The 16079-nt window shown below is 69.9% G+C and carries 10 protein-coding genes; 5 read left to right on the plus strand and 5 right to left on the minus strand.

Going from position 1 to position 16079, the window contains the following annotated elements; genetic code table 11:
- The first annotated feature begins 660 nt into the window (after nucleotides 1–660).
- From ACWF62_RS10975 to ACWF62_RS10985, 3 genes are all read left to right on the plus strand, one after another.
- Nucleotides 661–1590 carry a glycoside hydrolase family 19 protein gene (locus ACWF62_RS10975; RefSeq protein WP_452630062.1) on the plus strand — a complete coding sequence of 310 codons (930 nt, stop codon included), beginning with the start codon at nucleotides 661–663 and terminating at the stop codon, nucleotides 1588–1590.
- A gap of 111 nt (nucleotides 1591–1701) precedes the next feature.
- Nucleotides 1702–3198, plus strand: a complete 1497-nt coding sequence (locus ACWF62_RS10980) for a flavin-containing monooxygenase (protein WP_452630063.1) — start codon at nucleotides 1702–1704, stop codon at nucleotides 3196–3198.
- A gap of 295 nt (nucleotides 3199–3493) precedes the next feature.
- On the plus strand, nucleotides 3494–5695 hold the full coding sequence (locus tag ACWF62_RS10985) for a VanW family protein (protein ID WP_452630065.1): 2202 nt from the start codon (nucleotides 3494–3496) through the stop codon (nucleotides 5693–5695).
- Between the two features lie 90 nt (nucleotides 5696–5785).
- Here ACWF62_RS10985 and ACWF62_RS10990 read toward each other — a convergent pair whose 3' ends face one another.
- The 3 genes from ACWF62_RS10990 to ACWF62_RS11000 form a co-directional block, all read right to left on the minus strand.
- A complete protein-coding gene (locus tag ACWF62_RS10990; RefSeq protein ID WP_378571260.1) occupies nucleotides 5786–7621 on the minus strand; it encodes an acyl-CoA dehydrogenase in 1836 nt (611 codons plus the stop codon).
- Nucleotides 7622–7766: 145 nt separating this feature from the next.
- Nucleotides 7767–8375, minus strand: coding sequence for a class I SAM-dependent methyltransferase (locus ACWF62_RS10995; RefSeq protein WP_378509117.1), 609 nt, complete (start codon nucleotides 8373–8375; stop codon nucleotides 7767–7769).
- Between the two features lie 36 nt (nucleotides 8376–8411).
- Nucleotides 8412–9566, minus strand: a complete 1155-nt coding sequence (locus ACWF62_RS11000) for a DUF4185 domain-containing protein (RefSeq protein ID WP_378509116.1) — start codon at nucleotides 9564–9566, stop codon at nucleotides 8412–8414.
- Between the two features lie 411 nt (nucleotides 9567–9977).
- Here ACWF62_RS11000 and ACWF62_RS11005 point away from each other — a divergent pair, with 411 nt between their 5' ends.
- Complete coding sequence (locus ACWF62_RS11005) at nucleotides 9978–10994, plus strand: beta-ketoacyl-ACP synthase III (protein ID WP_378509115.1); 1017 nt, start codon at nucleotides 9978–9980, stop codon at nucleotides 10992–10994.
- A 33-nt stretch (nucleotides 10995–11027) separates the two neighbouring features.
- Here ACWF62_RS11005 and ACWF62_RS11010 read toward each other — a convergent pair whose 3' ends face one another.
- Both ACWF62_RS11010 and ACWF62_RS11015 read right to left on the minus strand, forming a co-directional pair.
- A complete protein-coding gene (locus ACWF62_RS11010; protein WP_378509114.1) occupies nucleotides 11028–14582 on the minus strand; it encodes a protein kinase domain-containing protein in 3555 nt (1184 codons plus the stop codon).
- Nucleotides 14583–14743: 161 nt separating this feature from the next.
- Nucleotides 14744–14947 carry a cold-shock protein gene (locus tag ACWF62_RS11015; RefSeq protein ID WP_137875094.1) on the minus strand — a complete coding sequence of 68 codons (204 nt, stop codon included), beginning with the start codon at nucleotides 14945–14947 and terminating at the stop codon, nucleotides 14744–14746.
- Nucleotides 14948–15154: 207 nt separating this feature from the next.
- Here ACWF62_RS11015 and ACWF62_RS11020 point away from each other — a divergent pair, with 207 nt between their 5' ends.
- Nucleotides 15155–15769 carry a hypothetical protein gene (locus tag ACWF62_RS11020; protein WP_378509113.1) on the plus strand — a complete coding sequence of 205 codons (615 nt, stop codon included), beginning with the start codon at nucleotides 15155–15157 and terminating at the stop codon, nucleotides 15767–15769.
- The last annotated feature ends 310 nt before the right edge of the window (nucleotides 15770–16079 follow it).

The raw sequence follows: 16079 nt of genomic DNA on the forward strand, positions 1-16079 counted from the left end.
CACCGGCACGCCGCTTCTGTCTGTTCGGGCCGCGGCCGCGGATAGCCCGACGTTTGCGGGCGTGCTTCCGTGATCTTCTGGTCTCGGGATTGTCACGAGACGTGGTTTGTCACGGTGTCGTATGCCGTACAGAAGTTTCGAGCGCAAGCACCCTTCGGTGTTGTGTGGGACACATACCGACCGTTTGGGTCTGGATTTCCGGTGCCGCGGTCGCCGGATGATGCGTTGTCGCCGTGTGTCATTCGGACGCCGTATGAATCACGCGCCGAAGCAGGGGGAGTCGCGGCCTCATTGGTGTCCGCGGATCCACCGGGCTCGGGCGGCAAAGGGGTCTTGCGCAGGGGTTTCGACGGTCGCCTTCCCGACTCGCGGATCGGGTGTCGTTGGCGTTCCCGGTGCGGCCGGGCTGGCGTCCGTCCGTGCCCGAGTCTGCGACCCCTGGCGCGGAGCTGAGGTGCCGAGTGTGTGTTGCCGGGTATAAGCAAGGGGTTGTGGCGCTGATCACTTTTGGTTGAAAACCTCGAGACCTGCGACGTTACCTGGTTGTGACCTTCTTGCTGCGTGATGGTGACCCGCGATGGACGGACGTCCTCGCCGGAACGCCTGCGGCAGGTTCGCCAGGCCGATCGTCTCTCCCGGCCGACAACCCGGAGCACATCCATGTACGTCTCACACTCGCGCCATGTTCGCGCTGCCATTGCCGCCGCCGCACTGATCACCGCAGGCACCTCCGTCATGGGCCTCGGGGCCACCGCGGTCGCCGACGCCGACACCGCCATCGCGGCAGGCCCCTCGATCTCCGCGCCCGCGCGGTACCTCGAGGGCGGCACCCTGTTCTCGACGATCGGTTTCGAGGCGCTGCCCAAGCCGGAGTCGGCCTCGGCGGAATCGGCGACCGACGCCCCGGCCGACGCAGCGGCGTCCGACGGCTCGGCCACGGGTGCCTTCGCGGCCCTGAGTGCGTTCGTGACGGATTCCGCCGCCGAGACCGAACCCGCGACCGAGTCGGCGGCCGAGCCCGCGGCCGAACCCGCGCCGGAGCCCGCGCCCGCCCCGCCTGCCGGCGTCACCCCGGAGGACCTGGCCCGGATCGTGCCCGGCATCGCCGCCGAGAAGATCGCCGCATACATCGCCCCGCTCAACGAGGCGATGGCGCGCAGCGGCATCGATAACCCGGTCCGGCAGGCGGCCTTCATTGCGCAGCTCGCCGTCGAGTCCGACTCGTTCCGTACCTTCGAGGAGTACGCCTCCGGCCGTGCCTACGAGGGTCGCGCCGACCTCGGCAACACTCAGCCGGGCGACGGTGAGCGCTACAAGGGGCGCGGTGCCATTCAGATCACCGGCCGCCACAACTACGAGAAGGTGAGCGAGTACACCGGTGTTGACTTCATCGCGCACCCCGAACTGCTCGCAGCACCGGAGAACGCCTTCACCACCGCGGCCTGGTACTGGACGTCCCGCAACCTGAACCAGGTGGCGGACACCGCGGGCATCGTGCGGGTGTCCGAGCTCGTCAACGGCGGCCACCACGCGCTCTCCCGCCGCATCGCGGACTTCCAGCGCGGTCTGGACGTGCTGATCCGCCCGTAGCGGTCGGCGCCGGGATGTGCGGGCGGCCCGGTCCGTTTGTTGTTACCGTCGCGGTGTGAGCCACGACATCCGGTATTCGGCTGCGGCGCGGGACGGGTCGGTGGCCCAGCGATGACCCTCGAGCTCCCCTCGCACACCAGGGTTCTCGTCGTCGGTGCCGGGTTCGGCGGCCTGACGGTCGCTGCTGGCCTGGTCCGGGACGGTCAGGCGGATGATGTCCTCGTCATCGAGCGGGCAGGTGAGGTCGGCGGAACCTGGCGCCAGAATACGTATCCCGGCTGCGCGTGCGACGTCCCGACCACGCTGTACTCCCTATCGTTCGCGCCGAGTCCGGACTGGAGCCACACCTTCGCGGAACAGCCCGAGATCTTCGACTATCTCAAGGAGGTTGCGACACGCACCGGTGTCCGAGCTCGCACCGTTGTTGATTGTGAACTCCTGGAAGCGAACTGGGATGATCGGGCCGCGGTGTGGCGGGTCCGGACCAGTCGGGGTGACCTCACCGCCGACGTGGTGGTCGCCGCAACCGGCGCGCTCTCGGCGCCGAACATCCCGGCCATCGCCGGTTTGGAGTCGTTCCGCGGCACCGTGTTTCACTCGGCGTCGTGGAATCACGACCATGACCTGACCGGGGAGCGGATCGCGGTGGTCGGCACCGGCGCGTCCGCGGTGCAGTTCGTCCCCCGGATCGTCGACCGGGTCCGGCGGGTGACCGTCTTTCAGCGCACCGCGTCCTGGGTGATACCCCGGACCAATCGAAGGCGCGGGGCGACGGAAAAGCGGGTGTATCGACGGTTTCCGTTGACGCAGAAAATGTCTCGCGGACTCGTCTACCTTCAGCGGGAGGGGTACGTCGTCGTCTTCGCGTACCTGACCTGGCTGCTGCCGCTGTTCGCGTTGGTCGCACGGGGGTATTTGCGGAGGCAGGTATCGGACCCGGTGCTGCGGCGGAACCTCACGCCGTCGTTCACGATCGGGTGCAAGCGGATGCTCCTCTCCAACGACTGGTTAGCGACCCTGGATCGGGACGACGTCGATGTCGTGGCCTCCGGATTGACGAGGGTCACTCCTACCGGGGTGATCGGGGAGGACGGCGTCGAGCGTGCGGTGGACACCATCATTTTCGGCACCGGGTTCACCCCCACCGAACCGCCGGTGGCCCGCCGTGTCCGCGGCACCGACGGCCGAACCCTCGCGGAGCACTGGGACGGCAGCCCCAGCGCGCATCGGGGCATGACGGTGCACGGCTTCCCGAACCTGTTCCTCATGTACGGACCGAACACCAACCTCGGCCACAGTTCGATCGTGTACATGCTCGAGAGTCAGGCCGCCTACGTCACGGCGGCAGTGGCGCACATGGCGGCGGCCGGGCTCGTGTCGGTCGACGTGTCGGCCCTGGCGCAGGACGAGTACAGCGGCCGAATGGAGGCGGCGCTTCGGTCGACGGTGTGGAACCGGGGCGGCTGCGCCAGCTGGTATCTGGATTCCCGTGGCCGGAATTCGGTGATGTGGCCGACGTTCACCTGGCGGTACCGGTCGCGGCTGCGACGCTTCGATGCCGAGAACTATCGAACCGTCGCCCGAGCTCGGACCGACGCACCCGCCTGACGGCCGAGATCCGCGTGGCCGCGGGTGTTTGCCCAGCTCACCGGGGGTCGTCTGGGATCGCTCACAATCATGCACGACAATTTTCGGATTCCGTGTAACGCTCCGCTGCGGGACCTCGATAGTCAGGTCGTCCCGCGTTGCAGCCAGACCCCCGACCCGGTTGCAGCGCGGGACACTCGCGTGTCGCACCCGTGCCGGGACCTCTGCCGTCGGGGTACCCGGTCCGGCCGCGCTACCCTGGAGGGTCGAAGCGGGTCCTGGCCCAGCAGAACGACACTACCGGGAGGACCGCACGATGACCGGCGGAATCGGCAAGCACTCGGGTGCGGAGCGTGGATCGGGGCTGCCCGACGGGGAGACACCCGATTCGGTGCACCCCGACGGTGACGTGCCCGGCCCTCCGCTCCCGTCCGACGGCGAACCCACCGCGGAGCCGTCCGCCGACCCGCGCGATGCCCGCGGCAGCGGCGATGCGACCGGACCGGCGGACGTCGATCCGGAGCCCCCCACCGAGCACATCCGCCCCGAGGACGTCCCGACCACGGTGCTGCCGAAGATGACTCCCGGCGCGTCCCCGGGTGCCGCCACACCCCCGCCGGTGCAGCCCGCCGCCACCCCGGTCGCCGTGCCGCCGCCCCCGCCCGCCACCACCCCGCCCTCCTCCACCTCGCCGCAGGCACCCCCGACGTCGGCCGCGGCTCCCGATCCGGACACGGACACCCGGCGCAGGCGCCGCCTCGTGATCGGCGCCGCCGCCGGGGTCCTCGCGGTGGGTGTTGCCGGATACATCGCCGATGTCGCGCTCTCCTCGGACCAGGTCCCGCGGGGCGTGACGGTGGCCGGGGTGGACATCGGCGGAATGTCACCGGACGAGGCCGAGTCCGTTCTGCGTACGGAGCTCGACCCGCGCCTCGGCAGCCCGGTCGTGGTCCGGGCCGGCGACGTGGCCACCGAACTCGTTCCCGCCGAGGCCGGTCTCGGTGTCGACTGGGACGCCACCCTCGACCGCGCGGGGGACCAACCGCTCAATCCGATCACCCGGCTGGCATCCCTGTTCACGCATCGTGAGGTCGGGGTCGCCGCCACCCGTGACGACGGCGCCCTCGCGGCGGCGGTCGAGGGGCTGCGCACCCGAACCGACCGCGCGCCCGTCGAGGGCTCGGTCGTGTTCGAGGGCGCAACACCCGTCGCGGTGTCCCCCCGGCAGGGGCAGACGCTCGATGCGCCCGGTGCCGCGGAGGCGCTCGCCGACGGGTGGGCGGCCGCCGACGGTGTCGAGGTCCCCGTGACCGTCGACCCTGTCTCGGTCACCCAGTCCGGTGTCGACCGGGCACTGCGCGAGATCGCGACGCCTGCGGCAGCAACGGATCTGGTGGTCGCGGGGCGCGACGGCGGGCAGGCGGTGCTCCCACGGGACCGGATTGGATCGGTGCTGTCGTTCACCCCGGACGGCGACGGCGGTCTCAGCCCGCACTTCGACGTGGACGCGGCGATCGGGGTGCTCGGGCCGCAGTTGGCCGCCACCGAGATCCAGCCGAAGGACGCGTCGTTCACGCTGTCCGGTGGGGCGCCGAAGGTGGTGCCCGCGGTGACCGGCGAGACGATCGAGTGGCACAAGACGCTCGAGTCGTTGCCCGCCGGGTTCTCCGACGCGGGCCGCGGCAGCCTCGACGCCGTGTACGAGCCGAAACAGCCCGCGCTGACGACCGAGGCCGCGAACAAGCTCGGCATCACCGAGGTGATTGCCGAGTACACGACCGGTGGCTTCGAGTACGCGTCCGGGGTGAACATCCGGTTGGCAGCCGCCGAGATCGATGGCGCACTGGTTCAGCCGGGAAAGACGTTCTCGCTCAACGATTACACCGGACCGCGTGGCAGCGCGGAGGGCTACGTTTCCTCCGGAATCATCAACAACGGCCGCCCGGACACCGCGGTGGGCGGCGGCATCAGTCAGCTCGCGACCACGCTGTACAACGCCGCCTACTTTGCCGGCATGGAGGACGCCGGGCACACCGAGCACAGCTACTACATTTCCCGCTACCCGGAGGCGCGGGAGGCGACGGTGTACGAGGGGGCGATCGACCTGCGGTTCACCAACGACACCGACACCGGTGTGCTCATCGAGACGATCGGGACGAGCTCCGACATCACGGTCCGGCTGTGGGGAACCAAGACGGTCGACGTCGAGTCGATCACCGGCGACCGGTACGCATACACGTCGCCGAACACGGTCACGCTGCCCGCCGGGTCCGGCTGCATCGCGTCGTCGGGTGCGCAGGGGTTCACCACCTCGGACACCCGCGTCATCACCGACCGTGCGTCCGGGCGGGAGTTGTCCCGCAACACCCGGACCGTGAAGTACGACCCGGTGCCGATCGTCCGCTGCATCAGCCCGGAGCCCCCGCCTGCGCCTGCTGACGCGGCTGCGCCTGCTGCGCCGCCCGCCTCGGCGGAGGATGCCCCGTCCGCATCGGCAGGCGAGGCGGAGGGCGAGTGACCGGATAGCCCCCGGATCCAGCAGGGAATGCGGCGAGGCCGCACACCGGAATCCGGTGTGCGGCCTCGTTTCGGGAGCCGATCTGCGCCGTCAGAAGGCGGCTTCGTCCATCTCCATCAGGTCGTTGTCCACGTTGGCGACGATGCCGCGGGACGCGGTGAGCTCGGGCAGGACGTTCTTCGCGAAGAAGGACGCGGTCGCGACCTTGCCCTCGTAGAACGGCTTGTCCTTGTCGGAGGCGCCCGCGTCCAGCTTGCCGAGCGCGATCTCCGCCGCCTCGAGCAGCTGCCAGCCGACCAGGAGGTCGCCGACCGACATCAGGAAGCGAACCGAACCGAGGCCGACCTTGTACAGCTCGGTCGGCTGCTCCTGGGCGCCCATCAGGAAGCCGGTCAGGGTCGCGACCATCGCCTGCACGTCCTCGAGTGCGGTGGCGAGCAGCGCGCGCTCGGTCTTGAGCCGGTTGTCGCCGTCCTCGCGGTCGAGGAACTTCTTCACCTGGCCCGCCACGTGCGCCAGCGCGACGCCGCGGTCGCGGGCGATCTTCCGGAAGAAGAAGTCCTGCGCCTGGATCGCGGTGGTGCCCTCGTACAGCGAGTCGATCTTCGCGTCCCGGATGTACTGCTCGATCGGGTAGTCCTGCAGGAAGCCGGAGCCGCCGAGGGTCTGCAGCGAATCGGTCAGGTACTGGTACGCGCGCTCGGAGCCGACGCCCTTGACGATCGGCAGCAGCAGGTCGTTGACCCGGTGCACGAGGTCGCCCTCGGCGCCGGAGACGTGCTTGGCGACCTCGACGTCCTGGTGCGCCGCGGTGTACAGGTACACCGCGCGCAGGCCCTCCGCGTACGCCTTCTGCATCGCCAGCGCCCGGCGCACGTCCGGGTGGTGGGTGATGGTCACGCGCGGCGCGGCCTTGTCGGTCATCTGGGTCAGGTCGGCGCCCTGGACGCGCTGCTTGGCGTAGTCGAGGGCGTTGAGGTAGCCGGTGGACAGGGTGGAGATCGCCTTGGTGCCGACCATCATGCGGGCATGCTCGATGACGTCGAACATCTGCGCGATGCCGTTGTGCACCTCGCCGACCAGCCAGCCCTTGGCGGGCACGCCGTGGCCGCCGAAGGTGAGCTCGCAGGTCGCCGACGCCTTGAGGCCCATCTTGTGCTCGACATTGGTGACGAAGGCGCCGTTGCGCTCGCCGAGCTCGTTCTTCTCGAAGTCGAAGTGGAACTTCGGCACGAAGAACAGCGACAGGCCCTTGGTGCCGGGCCCCGCGCCCTCCGGGCGGGCGAGGACCAGGTGGAAGATGTTCTCGAACAGGTCGTCGGAGGTGGCGGAGGTGATGAACCGCTTGACGCCCTCGATGTGCCAGGAGCCGTCGTCCTGCTTGATCGCCTTGGTGCGGCCCGCGCCGACATCGGAGCCCGCGTCCGGCTCGGTGAGCACCATCGTGGCGCCCCAGCCGCGCTCGACGCAGGTGGCCGCCCACTGCTTCTGTTCGTCGGTGCCGTTGGTGAACAGCACGTTCGCGAAGGACGGGCCCGCCTGGTACATGAAGGCGGCGGGCTGCGCGCCGAGCATCATCTCGGAGATCGCCCACACCACGGAGCGGGGGACCGGCACGCCACCGATCTCCTCGTCGAGGCCCATCCGGTACCACTCGGCGTCCCACATCGCCTTGAAGGACTTCTTGAACGACTCGGGCAGGGTCGCCTCGTGGGTCTCCGGATCGAAGACCGGCGGGTTCCGGTCGGCGTCGGCGTATGCCTCGCCGAGCGGGCCCTCGGCCAGCCGTGCGACCTCGCTGAGCATGTTCCTGATGGTGTCGGCGTCGAGGTCGCCCCAGGTGCCCTCGCTCAGCGGCTTCTCGAGGTCGAGTACCTCGAAGAGGTTGAACTCCAGGTCACGAACGTTGCTCTTGTAATGCCCCATGTCTTCTTATCTCCCTGAGATGGTGCGGTCCAGCCCCTGGTGATGCCCACGTTCTGGCCTTGTTCAGTCTTCGTCGAGGTACCGCCCCGCGTTCCCGCGGTACGGCTACTCGTCAGTAACTTAGCCGATGTTACTCGCGATTCAGTTAGGTGCCAACAGGACCGCGAAAACCGACGACCAGGGCCTGTCGGGGGTCCGCGTCCGAGGCCGGGTCGCCGTCGCGGCCGGGGTGGTCGGCGAGCGTCAGTGTCGCCGTCGTGATGGTCAGATGGCCCGCGAGGTCGTTCGCGAGTTCCTCTGGGGTGCAACCGGAGTCGGTGATCGACGGGGATCGCTCCGGCTCGAGCGCCAGCAGGGTTCCGCCCGGGCGGAGGGCGGTGGCGGCCCGGGACAGGACCCGTCGGCGTGATTCCGCCGACAGCTGCAGGTGGCAGGCGAGGACGAGGTCGTACGCCTGCGGGACCGCGAGGTCCGTCACGTCGGCATGCACCCAGGTCACGCGGTCGCGGCTCGCGCGGGGGAGCGCAGCAGCGGAGCGCACCGCGCGCGTCAGCGCGGCCGTGGAGAAGTCCACCGCCGTCACCTCCCAGGCGCGCAGGGCCAACCACAGCGTGTGCCTCCCGGTGCCGCAGCCCAGGTCGAGGGCCCGGCCTGCGGCCAGCGCCGCCACGTGCTCCACCACCGCCGCATCCGGCACCGAACCGAACGGCGATTCGCCCCGCTCGTGCCGGCGATCCCACGCGTCTGCATCCATGTCGCGACGGTAGCGGGCCGGAGGCGTCTCCCCCCGTCAGCGGTGCAGGGTGGTGCGCAGGAGCAGGACGTTGTAATTCGAGTGCACCGTCGTCAGGAAGTACAGGTCCGGGCCGCTCGACCACGGGTGCATGTAGGCGCCGTAGGCGGTGGGCAGCTCCCGCGCCTCGAGCAGCACCTCGGGCGGCCCCCACGGTCCGGTCGGGGACGGTGACCGGCGCATCACCACCGAGTTGGCGTTGTCGGTGGTGAGCATCAGGTACTGGCCGAGGAACTGGTTGTACTGCACCGACAGCTCGCCGACCCCGCCGAAGACGATCGGTGCTGCGGCGCCGACGTCGCCCCTCTTCCACTCCCCGCCGTTCCAGTACTCGTACGCGCCGAGGTCGCGGATCTGCTTCTCCGGCACCCGCGCGACATAGACCAACCCGCCGCGTCCGGGCGGGGTTCCGTACTGGTAGACGTACCCGCCGTCCTTCATGAAGGCGCTCATCTGGAAGTTCCGGTTGCCGTCGACGTTCGGCCTGCTCGTCTCCGGCGCATCGACCCAGTTCTCGCCGTTGTCGGTGGAGACCGCGAGGCGGGAGAAGTTCGTCTCCCACTTGCCAGGCTCGCCCCAGTGGTTCACCGACATCAGCGACATGTACTGGACGCCGTCGACCGCGACGCCTGCCGTCGGGATCCGGCTGATCTCGACGTACGGGATCTTCGGGCTCGGCACCAGTTCCTTCGCCTGCCCGAGCAGGTCACGCGGCGTGCTGTCGAACGTCATGCCGTCGGCGAGGTTGCGATCGGCACTGCGATAGAGGGCGTTCGACCGCCACGACCACAGGCTCCCGTTCAGCAGGTTCGGGATGCCGAGCCCCGCGGAATCCCCGAACGCGGTGAGGATCTCGCCGTTCCCGTTGTCCCACATGATGCCGAGATCGGTGCCGAGGACGTTGGTGTCCTGGGTACGGTTCGCGCTGAGCAGCCCGGTGGCCTGGGCAACCGCGCTGGTGCGGCCCCGGAGGTCGGGGAGGGCGGTGGTGCCGTTCAGGCCAGGGATCGGATTGACCGTGTTGGGGTTCGCGGCGGCAGGCGCGGCGACCGCCAGTGCGGCCGCGACCGCCAGTACCCCGGCCCGGACGACTGGTCGTCCCGTGGATCCCCGCCCGCCCGATCGGAGCCAACCCGGTACCCGTTCACCCATGTCGCGTTCACCCTTCGACCGTCGCTGTACTTGCGCTGTGGAAACCCGTGTGCAAGAAACTGTCGTGCGGTAGAGCGTGGGGCAGGCGTCGCGCCCCGACCCATGTGACCGGACGTCCCATGTGACGAAGGGATCGTCGGGTGACGATGCTAGTGACCGATCGGACACTCTGCCGGGATATGTGGGGCGGGAGTTGTCGCGTGTTGCTGATGTGGCGGATCTGCCAGCGCATTGGTCGGTTTCGCGCCTGCGGGGCGGGTCGCGGTGATAAGAACCGCCTGTGTCGACGTGAGTGGACCGTCCAGTCCGTAGTGGACGTCGCGGCCCGGTCAGGTCGGCACAGTACGGTGTCAGACGAGGAGTTCGTGGTTTCGCCCGAGCATCCGAGACGAAGCAAGGAGAACAAGGTCAATGGGTGCAGCGATCACGAACACCACGGAGCTTCGGCCCTCCGCGATCCTCGGGCTCGGTGTGTACCGTCCCGAGCGGGTCGTGACCAACGAGGAGATCTGCGAGCAGATCGACTCCACCGACGAGTGGATCCAGTCCCGCTCCGGCATCCGGACCCGCCGCTTCGCGGGCCCGCACGAGAGCGTGCTGCAGATGTCCATCGCGGCAGGCCGCAAGGCGCTCGAGGCCGCGGGCCTGACCGGTGAGCAGATCGGCACCGTCATCGTCGCCACCTCCACCTACCCGGTGCAGACTCCCGCCTGTTCGGCGCTCGTCGCCGAGGAACTGGGCACCGGAGGCGCTGGCGCGATCGACATCGCCGCGGGCTGCGCCGGTTTCTGCTACGCGCTCGGCGTTGCGTCCGACCTCGTCCGCGCAGGCACCGAGGAGCACGTGCTGGTCATCGGTGTCGAGCGGATGAGCGACTCCACCGAGCCGACCGACCGCAGCGTGCGGTTCATCTTCGGTGACGGCGCGGGCGCGGTCGTCGTCGGTCGCAGCGAGGAGACCGGCATCGGCCCCGTCGTGTGGGGGTCCGACGGCGCGCAGGGCCGGGCGATCCGGCAGGAGCCGGACTGGGTCGACTTCGCAACCAACCCGGAGCAGAAGCGGCCCTGGATCATCATGGAGGGCACCTCCGTGTTCCGCTGGGCCGCGTTCGAGATGGGCAAGGTCGCCCAGCGGACCCTCGACACCACCGGCCTCACCGTCGACGACATCGACGCGTTCGTCCCGCACCAGGCCAACGCCCGGATCACCGAGGTCATCGCCCGCAGCATGAACCTGCCCGAGACCGTCGCCGTCTCCAACGACATCGCCGAGACCGGCAACACCTCCGCCGCGTCGATCCCGCTGGCGATGGAGGAGATGCTGCGTACCGGCAAGGCGAAGCCGGGCGACACCACCCTGCTGCTCGCGTTCGGCGCGGGCCTCGCCTATGCAGGCCAGGTCGTCACGATGCCGGTGCTCGCCAGCTGACCGGCCGAACCCCGACCGCGAAGGCGTCGCCCCTCATCGGGCGGCGCCTTCGCCGGTTTCCCGGCCGGGATCGGTGGGGGGTCCCGCGGCATCCGCCTCGACCGCCGCGAGGCAGTCGGCGAGGAACTCGATCGGCACCCGCGGCCACGTCGGATCCCACGCCTCGGCCTGGGCGGCCGCCTGCAACGCCGTCAGCCCGGTCACCGCGGCCGTCCCGCCGTCGATCAGATAGCGCACCATCGAGTGCGGCGCGCATGTCGCGGCCACCTCCGCCAGCACCCGCACCGACTCGTCGGCGCGCCCGGCCGCGAACAGGCACCCGGTGAGCAGTCGCTGCGCCTGCAGCCGGGCCCTGGCGCGGCCGCCGCCGGCCAGCCGGTCCACCCACGCCTGCGCGATATCGCAGGCACGCGCGGTATTGGCCGCGGTCCCGGTGCGGGCGAGCAGTCGGGCGGTTGTCGCGTCCTCGAGCTGGGCGGTGATCTCGGCGCTGCCGTCGGTGACCGCGTCGACCGCGCGAAGCGTCGGATACCGCGGCGCCCGTGTGCGGGTGGTGATCGGGAAGCCGAGCCGGATCCGTTCGTTGTCGATCCGGGCCCGAAGCCGCGGAAGGTCGAGCGCATCGGCGGCACGGGCACCCTCCGCGAGCCGCGTCGCTGCCGCCCTCGGGTCGCCGCGCCGGACCTTGATCCTGGCGCCGATCACGTAGCGGCTGATCATGAAGTCGACGATCCCGCCCTCCCCGCCGAGCTGGAATCCCTCGTCGAGCAGTTCCTCCGCCTCGGCGAGCTGGTTCCGCTCGTACAGCAGGTTCCCGAGCAGCGCCGCGGCCAGCCGCGCCGAGTGGGACCGGGCCCCGGACTGTTCACTCGCCACCCGCAACCCCCGCCGGAACCACACCTCCGCGGACTCGAGCTCGAGCTGCTCGCTCTCGGCGATCCCCACCATGCAGTACGAGTACATCGTCGCGAACGACCCGCTCATCGCCTCGTGGTACGGCGTGGCCCACTCCTGCCAGCGGACCGCATCGGGGAAGTCGAACCGGTACAGCGCGGCGAACAGTTGGGTGTTCGCTGCGGCGGCAACCACCCACGGGCTGTGCCGCTCCGGATGGGCCAGGCAGGCCAGCGAGTGGCGTTCAATGCCGTCCGGGTGGTCGGAGAATGCGGCGATCACCCCCTCGAGCACATCCGACTCGACGGACAGCGCCGGATCCGGTGCCGCGTCCAGCGCCGCGCGCGCCCTGGCCAGCGCGCGGCGACTCTGCCCCGGTCGTTGCAGCAGGACATCGGCCCACCCGAGCATCAGTTGCAGTCGCGGCCGGGCGGACACGGTCGGCGGCGGCAGCTTGTCGACCAAACCGAGCAGGGTTGTCATCCGGGAATGCTCGATCAGGTAGGTGCCGTCCCGCTCCACGAGCGTCACCGCGAGCTCGGGATCGCCCGCCCGGACGGCGTGGTCGACGGCCTCGCTGAGCAGGTGGTGCCCGGCGAACCATTCCGAGGCGATCCGGTGCAGGCGCGCGACCCGATCGGGGTGGTCGCGGGCGAGGCGTCGGCGCAGGTACGTGGCGAACAGGTGGTGGTACCGGTACCAGGTGTCGGCGCCGCCACCGGTCGGGAGGGACGCGTCGGAATCGCCGAGCCGCAGCAGGAACAAGTCCCTCGCCGCGACCTGGTCGAGACGGGACCGCCCGTCCGGGACGCCCGCGAGCGCCGAGGCCAGTGCTCCGGTGATCCGTTCGGTCACCGAGGTGGCGAGCAGGAAGTCGAGCAGGTCGGGTTCGAGGGTGCTCAGGACGTTCTCGGCGAGGAATTCGCCGACCGCGGGGTGCTCGGCGAGATGCCCGATCAGTTCGTCGGGGTGTTCCTCGTTGCGCAGCGACAGCGACGCCAACTGGAGGGCGGCCACCCACCCCTCGGTGGACCGGCACAGGTCCACCACCTCGTCCGGGGTCAGGGTCAGCCCGCCGAGCTCGACCAGCAACGCCGCTGATTCGGACTCCACGAATCGCAATGCCGCCGAATCTATTTCGACCAGCTCGTCGAGTACGCGCATGCGGCCGAGTGGCAGGCCTGCGGTGGTGCGGCTGGTGACGACGACCTGGAGGTGGTGACAACCGTTGGTGAGCAGGTAGGCCAATGCGGAGTGCGACTCGGTGCCGCCGACCCGGTGCCAGTCGTCGATGACGAGCACCAGCTGCTCCCGTGCGTCATGGATCCGGTTGATCAAGGTGGTCAGCACGAACGCCTCGGCGTCGCGGCCGTGGTCCTCGAGCGCCTGGCCGAGTTCCTCGCTCAGGTGCGGGGCGGCCCGGCCGATTGCCTCGATCAGGTGCGCGAGGAACCAGGCGACGTTGTCGTCGTCCGGTGCAACCGTCAGCCAGGCGACCGTCACGCCCGCGTCGTGCAGCGTCCCGCTCCACTGCGCGGCGAGGGTGCTCTTGCCGAATCCGGCCGGACCGTGAATGAGGGTGAGCCGCCGCCGTTCCCCGGCGCGGAGTCGGTCGATCAGCCGCGTGCGGGTGACCAGAACACGGCCGATGACCGGCGGCCGGAACCGGGTGGCGGGCACCGGCGGCGTTGGCCGCCGGGTCAGGGTGTGCGGGACGTCGCCGCCCGACCGGAGCGGTCCGGTGCGGCGCGGTGCCGCCGAGATCCGGGTGTCCTCGGGTGATCCGGCACCCGACGTTGGTGCAGGAAGGGCCATCTCGACCGTGCCGAGGCCGTGCCGGACCGCGAGGTCCTGGAGCAGTGCGCCGAACGCGGCGGCGGACGGCGGTCGGGCGTCGGGGTCCGGCGCCATCGCGGACTCGATGGCCGCGCACACGTCGGCGGGGACGTCGCCGCCTGCCAGGTCGGGCGCCGGTTGGCTGGTGATCCGCAGGAACTGGGCGACGACCTGCTCGCCATTGCGGCGCTCGAACGCCGCATGCCCGGTCAGCGCGCAGAACAGGGTGGCCCCGAGGCTGTAGACGTCGGAGCGGACACTCGGCGAACGCCCCTCGAGGACCTCGGGGGCGGTGTAGGCGGGCGACCCGGTGATCTGCCCGGTCGCGGTCTCGAAGCCGCCGGTGGTGCGGGCGATGCCGAAGTCGGTCAGTTGGGGTTCGCCGTATTCGGTGAGCAGGATGTTCGCCGGCTTCACATCGCGATGCAGGGTCCCGGAGCGGTGCGCCGTCTCCAGCGCGCCCGCCATCTTCGCGCCGAGTGCAAGCACGTCGGGCCAGTCCAGCGGGCCCGCGCGGCGGATCGACTCCTGCAGCGAGTTGTGCCGGTGATACGGCATCACGATGTACGGCCGCCCCGACCGGGTGGTCCCGACCTGGAGGATGTTGCAGATGTGCGGGTGCCCGGACACCGCTCCCATCGCGCGCTGCTCCCGCAGGAAGCGTTCGCGGCTGTCGTCGTCGAGCTCGCCGCTGAGGACCTTGACGGCGACGGTGCGGCCTAGGGCGGGCTGCCTGCACCGATACACCACGCCGAAGCCGCCGCGGCCGATCTCCTCGCCGTCGACGAAGCCCGCGGCTGCGAGGTCGCCCGCCACACCGGTGGGAGCCGTGCGGTCGGGGCGCTGCGGCTCAGGCATCGGGGCCCGTGCTTCGGTCCGGCCCCGGTGCGCGTGTTCTCGTCACCATGGATCACCTCGCGGCGCAGTCGAGAACCCCAGAATAATCCCGTGCCGGACCCCGGAGAACGCCGAAGGGCGCCTCCGCCGTGCGGAGACGCCCTTCGGGAAGCGAGGTTCGCTCAGATGGCGCGGACGCCGGTGGCCTGCGGGCCCTTCTGGCCCTGGCCGATCTCGAACTCCACGCGTGCGCCCTCGTCGAGGGTCTTGAAGCCGTTGGTCTGGATCTCGGAGTAGTGGACGAAGACGTCGGGTCCGTCACCGTCCTGCTCGATGAATCCGAATCCCTTTTCCGCGTTGAACCACTTGACGGTGCCTTGTGCCACTTTTTTGCTCCTGTTACTGCGAGCCTGCCCTCAGGACGAGGTGCGGGTCTCGGGTACAGCGTGCCAGCTGGCGCCGCTCCTGTCGACGCCGGGTCTATACTTCCCGGTCTTTCGGCGCGTCGCGGGCCTTGCCCCGGTCGCGGCTCCCGCGAAGGATCGAGGGTGCAGAGGCCTGGTCGCCGGCCGGGCCCGCGTGAGGAGAGGGCGATGTTCATTCAAGTGATTCAGGGTCGGGTCGGCGACCAGGCGGGGCTGCAGCGGTGCCTGGACCGATGGAACGACGACCTGGCAGCGGGCGCGGCCGGGTATCTCGGCTCGACGAGCGGGACCTGCGCGGACGGCACCTTCATCTGCCTGGTCCGGTTCGCGTCGCCGGACGCGGCCAGACGCAATGCGGAACGACCGGAGCAGGGGGCGTGGTGGGCCGCGGCGGAGCGCTGCTTCGACGGGCAGGTGACGGTGATGGACTGCGCGGAGGTCACCGAATGGATGGGCGGCGGCTCGGACACCGCCGGCTTCGTCCAGGTGTTGGAGGGGCACACCAGCGACCCGCACCGGATGGTGGACCTGATGTCGCGGGTCGGTGACCGTGTGCACGACCTGCGCCCGGAGATCGTCGGCGGGACGCTGTGCAGCGACGGCGGGGACGGATATGTGGAGGCGGTGTACTTCACCTCCGAGTCGGCCGCGCGGCTGCACGAGAGCGTCGAGGTGCCCGACGACCTGCGGTCGCTGTTCGAGGAGGAGACCGAATTGATGGGGGAGGTTTCGTACTACGACATGCGCGCGCCGATGCTCGTTTCGGCGCGCGGGACGCGGTGATCGGAACCCGCGTCGGGTGGCGTCAATGTGCGACCTCGGTTTGCCGTTATTGGCGACCGAGGTCGTCTACTGTCGGTCGCTGCCAGCGGTTCCGTGTCCGTCATGGGATAACAATTCACACCTAGTTACCTATGAGGCCGCGGGGTAGTGTGGCCCCGAATCGAGTCGTACACACCCCTGAAAGCGAAGTCGAGAGGTACTCCAATCGTGACCACCGTCCAGGAGCCGGCCGCGACCGCGGCCCCCGATATCCACACCACCGCGGGCAAGCTCGCGGACCTGCACCGCCGTCAGGCCGAGGCACACTTCC

The sequence above is a fragment of the Rhodococcus sp. NPDC054953 genome (assembly GCF_053609225.1).